At 47.4% G+C, this 5,444-nt stretch carries 4 protein-coding genes; 1 reads left to right on the top strand and 3 read right to left on the bottom strand.

Annotated features, from left to right (window positions below; translation table 11 throughout):
* Positions 1-339 precede the first annotated feature (339 nt).
* A complete protein-coding gene (locus tag AB1756_00955) occupies positions 340-1,143 on the bottom strand; it encodes a patatin-like phospholipase family protein (protein MEW5805919.1) in 804 nt (267 codons plus the stop codon).
* A 139-nt stretch (positions 1,144-1,282) separates the two neighbouring features.
* Here AB1756_00955 and AB1756_00950 point away from each other — a divergent pair, with 139 nt between their 5' ends.
* Positions 1,283-1,627, top strand: a complete 345-nt coding sequence (locus AB1756_00950; protein MEW5805918.1) for a hypothetical protein — start codon at positions 1,283-1,285, stop codon at positions 1,625-1,627.
* A gap of 79 nt (positions 1,628-1,706) precedes the next feature.
* Here AB1756_00950 and AB1756_00945 read toward each other — a convergent pair whose 3' ends face one another.
* Both AB1756_00945 and AB1756_00940 read right to left on the bottom strand, forming a co-directional pair.
* A complete protein-coding gene (locus AB1756_00945; protein ID MEW5805917.1) occupies positions 1,707-3,458 on the bottom strand; it encodes a metallopeptidase TldD-related protein in 1,752 nt (583 codons plus the stop codon).
* Between the two features lie 43 nt (positions 3,459-3,501).
* On the bottom strand, positions 3,502-5,229 hold the full coding sequence (locus AB1756_00940; GenBank protein ID MEW5805916.1) for a metallopeptidase TldD-related protein: 1,728 nt from the start codon (positions 5,227-5,229) through the stop codon (positions 3,502-3,504).
* Positions 5,230-5,444: the final 215 nt, after the last annotated feature.

The raw sequence follows: 5,444 nt of genomic DNA, 5'->3' as shown, positions 1-5,444 counted from the left end.
GAGTGCGCATGGCCCATGGCGCCTAAGCAAGAGTCCTGCGCTGAGCTTTGCGCTGCCCGCTGGATTCTTTGACTCACTGGGTTTACCTCGGCTGTACACAAAATGTTGATGTAATCGTTCGAACCGCTGTATACGTGATCCATATGTACGGTGGTGTGGGAGGAGGGAAGCCGTGAGGCTCCCCCTATCCCGATTGGGCTGGCAACAAATTCTCATTGTGTTTTGCTATGGCTTCGAACCAAATTCTAGGAAGGATAAGCCTATTTCTTTTGAGGTTCAATAGATTTTACACAAAGTTATTTATACAACCTTCAAGGACTTACGAAATATCCATTTTTCTCATTTCAGCTCAAGTTTTTCTTTAAGCTCTTTAATCTTGGCGGGAATTAAGGCTTCAGACCCTTTTACAATGAGATGCTCTGTTTTTTTACTTGAACTCAGGATGGTCCCAAAGTGGGAAACCTTAGGCTGAACAATCAAGACACGTTCCGCAAAACATTCTCTTACTCTCTTCAGATGCCTCCAAACCATGTATGGCTTGCAGATGTTAACTGCAAGAGCGATATCGGCCTCTATAAAAGGGGAGAAGGCATATTTAACGGGAAGAGGATCTGAGATTCCCCCATCCGTGAGAAGAAATTCTCTTCCATCTCTCTGGATTTTCCTTGCCCGGTAGAGAATGGGAATCGCAGCGCTTGATCTCACCGCCTCTGCCAAAGTGATACCGTAGTTGGATGAATCAGTATGCAAAAAGATCTCTTTCATCTCGCATAGATCAAAGGCCAAAATGCCCATCTTTTCTACACCATGGTACAAAGTTTGAAAATCGGCTTTATCCAGAATCTCAAGATGTTCAGGTATTCTTCCGCTGAATCGGTGAGCCACTCTGGATAAAAAGCCAAGATTTCTAACGGCAATGGCGAAAGATAAGAGCTGCCAACCACTGAGGTCTGATACTCTTTCCGTCATTTCCTTCACATCCATGCCACATGCTGCATAATAGGCGGCAACAAGAGCACCAGCACTGCATCCAATGATGGAGTGAACATCTATATCTTCTTGAACAAGTCTCTTTATCACACCAATATGAGCTCTTCCCTTCATGCCACCCGCGCCGAGAACAAGGCATAATTTCTTCATCATGACTACCTTAATTGTGAAATGGTTCTATAATCTGAATATGCGATTGAAAAAGTATTGCTTAATAGAAAAATATCTTTTAGACTCTTAACAATATTTCTTGAAGAACAATGATTAATTTGCATTTCAGCGAGGAGGGATCATGAAATCTGACATTATGGAGAAATTTCATTTGACACCGTTTTCCTCTGGATTTCTGCAGGCTGTTCTGGTCTTCATTTACTGTGCCCTCGTGGCGATGGTGTTTCAAAATGGAGAGCTCTGGTTTGGAAAGATTCAGGAACCGTTTGTGGGAATCCTTCTCTTCCTCCTTTTATTCTGCACATCAGCACTGCTATGTGTTCTCTTTGTAGGAGCTTATCCGCTCCGGCTTTATCTATCCAATCCCGCGGAAAATCTGAAGAAAGCACTCGCGGTCCTGGGCTGGAGCGGCGCCTGGCTTCTGCTTTTCATCTTCGGCTTTTTCTTCATCATCTGGATGGCTTAGATAAAGAAACTGGGAACGGAATACATTGATTCTTTTGTCTTCAACCCGCATAAGTGGATGCTCACGAAGATGAGTTGTGTCAATTCATGAGGGGGCTCTTCAGAATCGGAGGCTTTGAAGGCTTGATCTCCGACTTCTTAAGATCCAGTTCCTCCACCAGCACAGAAGGAGTGACAAGTGATGCCGGCAGTTCTGGATTATTGCCCAGGAGAATATTGTATGCGAAACTGTCGTCACCAGCTTCAAGGATGTCTTTCAGAGCCCTCACCGTTATTCCTTCGAATTCGGCACCCCTGATTAATTCCTCTCTTCCATCCTCCACGTAAACCTTGTAAGCCTCGACTGGAAAAGAAAGCTCCGTCTTTCTTTGCTCCGGCGTGAGATCCGTGCTGCTATCCGATTCCAGATATGAGTTCTTATCCCTCAGTTTAGTTACAACGATGCCGTATTCCAGACCCATCTCCCTGCAGTATTCCAGCAGTTTTGCCTTTAGATCTTTGAGGGAAGTCTTTTCTTTTGCGGTGATGATCATATTGGCGGGACGTCCCTCCGCAGGTATATGCAGGCTTCCCCTTGAGTGTCCGTTGCTCTGCTTAAGTTTTTTTGTCGGAATGCGACTCATCAGCAGGTTGACGAGCTTGCCGCTTTCTATCAGGGAGACTCTTTGCGGAGGAACACCATCATCGTCGACTCCGTACCATCCGATCAGAGGCACACCATTCCAGTTTCTCAGCGTGGGATCATCAATGACGTCAATGAATGATGGAAGAATCCGCAGATTAAGTTTTCCCGCCAGCTTTCCTTTCTGGACCATGCCGGCATATCTCTCATCGGCGAGAAGGGGAGTCTGTGGAGAAGAAACGTTTGCAGCCAGGAGTTGCCTGAAAAACTCCCCTGACGCCTGTCCGGTGAAAAGGACAGGACCAGAGTAGTCAGAAAGCTGCTCGACATGGGAAATGTCCAGAGTAATCCGGGCAAACTCTCTGATCTTTTTTGCAATATCCTCTCTCGCTGGAAGATCGTTTATATCGCGTGCGTAGAACGTCTCGTAATTGAAGATGTTCTGCCCGTCGGCAGCCTGCGTGGAAGCCGAGGCTCCGACGAGGATGACTGAAGTCCCCCTGCGGTTCTTGAAACCTTCGCTGTTAAGGAAATATCTATTGATTGCGATCGCTTTGAACGTCACATTGGAATCATTGATGGATGGGTACTCCCTGAAGATGCCCGAAAGTTCCATTACTGCCTTTTCCCAGGCGGCTCTGTCGATCTTCAGATCCACGCGCGACTCCATCACGGTGTACGGTTCCTCTCTGGAGAGATCATCAGGGAGATCAGTGATAGCTTTGGTCTGGACGTAGGCTCGCTTCCGGGCAAGCTTTTCAAGGGCTGCCTTATATGCCTGATCGCTCGCCAGCCAGATATCCTGTCTGAGTGCGTCGTAATCATTCTCGATGGTGAGTTCGGCCGCCCGCTGCAAGATTCCTGACCAATCGCCGATGAAATTTGTATTATCAAAGGTGTAATCCCCGACGCGAAGATCAACGAGGAGGTATCTGTTCCTGTCGTCAATTTTCCGGGTGATGGTGCCGAAAGAACCGTCCAGTTCGAAGTTCTGAAATTCTGTGACTGCGTACTCTACATAGTATGGTTTATCAAGATTCTCCATCTTCAATTTCCGGATGGTCCTCTGGAGTTCATCATCCATGGCTTTGAAGAGAGCCTCATCGGTAAAGCCGCCCATTAGGAGCGATGGGATGGAGAGGGTAAGCAGCGCCATGATCATCCACGGAAAAAGTCTCATGTTCTTTCTGTTCAGTCTGGCTATGTTCATCTTTTCCTCCATGATCGGCAAGATGGGATCGGACTTTTGAATCTTATTCATGCAGAGGAGGCGGCAGAATAGGGGGCCTCTCCTGTTCCTTGAACTTCTTTTCTACCTCAATCTCGGAAACAAGAATGCTGGGGGAGATGGCAGAGACAGGAACGCTGCCCGATTCGGCGCCACAGGTTCCGTTGAAGACATTGTAGTCATCACCGGTCATGATTATCTTTGAGAAAGAGGTGAGTGGAGTTCCCACGATATCAACTCCCCGAACGACTTCATCAGACCTCCCGTCCGTGTAAACGCGATAGACCAGGAGAGGAAGCACCTTGAAACTCTGCGGGCCGTATCGCCCCGTATGGGTAAATCCCCCTGCGATATCCTTGAAGATTAACCCATAAGGTTTTCCCTGCTTCTTGCATTCGTCGATGAGAAGCTTTCGGAGTTCGGTGTAGGGAACGCTCTTATCCGACGTGATCATGAGATTCCCCTGGCGGGCAACGCAGGAATGGGAATGCTCCCTCCTTCCGTGGGCGTTGGATTTCGTGAAATTTTTGATCGGAGATCGGGACATCAGAAAGTTTTCCAGAACTCCATTCCTGACGACGACCACCTTCTGAGACATGACCCCTTCATCGTCATAAAGGTAATATCCTCTGAGAAACTTTCCATTGAATGTCTTGAGCGTGGGGTCGTCGTAAATTGAAATGAATGGCGGTAAGATCTCCTGACCGACCTTCTTTGTGAAGGTCTGCCCCTCCATCTCGCTCTTCTGGCGATGCCCCTCGATCCGGTGTCCGAATATTTCGTGGAAGAAGACGCCGCTGGCGCGGTTCAGTAGTATGGCTGGGCCAGAATAGGGTTCGACGAGAGGGGCCTTCCTAAGAGCCAGCAGCTCCTCAATGAGAATCTGGATGGACTGCTTCACCTTCTCGTCGGCGGGAAGCCCCTTCATCGTGTCGGCATCGAAGCTTTCATAACGGTAGAGGTCCATCCCATCATCGGCGGTCGTCTCACAGTAGAGAGAGAGGCGAATGTAGTTGTTTCCAAGCTGGATCCTCGTCTTCTCGCTGTTGACGAGATACTTGTTGACGCTCTGGATACTCAGGGTAACGGAAGAGCGATGGATCTCCGGATGATTTTTGAAAGCATCGCTGAATTTTTTGAGTTTCTCAGCCCAGGGATAAAGATCTTCTTTCATTACGGCCCTTTCGCCAAGATATATTTTGGAATCCTCGGAAGAGAAATCGTTGGAGGAATCTTCTTCTTCTACTTTCACCGCTTTGTTGGTCTGGACTTTCGTGTATCTTTCCTGAGCCGCCTTGAACTTCTTTTCAGTCTCCAGCCATAGCCTCTGTCTAATGGCTCTTTCATTGTCGCTAAGGCTAATTCTTACCGGTTCCTGGTAATAGCGGGTGAAATCGAAATCGCCTCGGATCTCGTGCGTGTTATCCAGCTCAGGGCTTCCAACCCGAACATCAACATCGAGATATCGAGAATGGTCTTCGGAATCTTCCTTTATTGCTCCAAAACTGGCTGATATCGTCTTCTGATCGATGTCGGTGATCTGGTAACTCAGAAAAAATAGTCCGGCCGGTTTCTCCTTGCTGAGGGTCTCGAAGCAGCGGGAAAGCTCCTTTTCCATGGCGGAGAGAACGGGAGATTCTTGAATTGCCAGGAGGGGAGAGCAATGCAGCAAGAAAGAAAAATTGAAGAGCATGGTGGACAACAGGATGAAGATTGAATCTGCTCTTTCGATTCTTCGGAGATTTGGAAACATAAAACCTCCTATCATTCGATGCTTATTGATAAGATTCGTTAGATAAAGATATCATTATTTTTCGCTTCATCCAAGGCGAAAATGCCAACAGGGTTTGCGTCATGAAAGTGGGTTTTTGCTGTTGACTTTTTTTATGGATATGATATTGTAGATATAAATCTACATAAAGGAGGATTCCCATGGTTTCTATCCAGAACATTGAAGCCCGGAGGAAC

It is taken from the genome of Acidobacteriota bacterium (assembly GCA_040752675.1).
In the GTDB taxonomy this organism is placed as follows: domain Bacteria; phylum Acidobacteriota; class Polarisedimenticolia; order JBFMGF01; family JBFMGF01; genus JBFMGF01.
The sequence above is the reverse complement of the archived record's forward strand: the minus strand, read 5'-3'. Positions and strand labels throughout refer to the sequence as shown.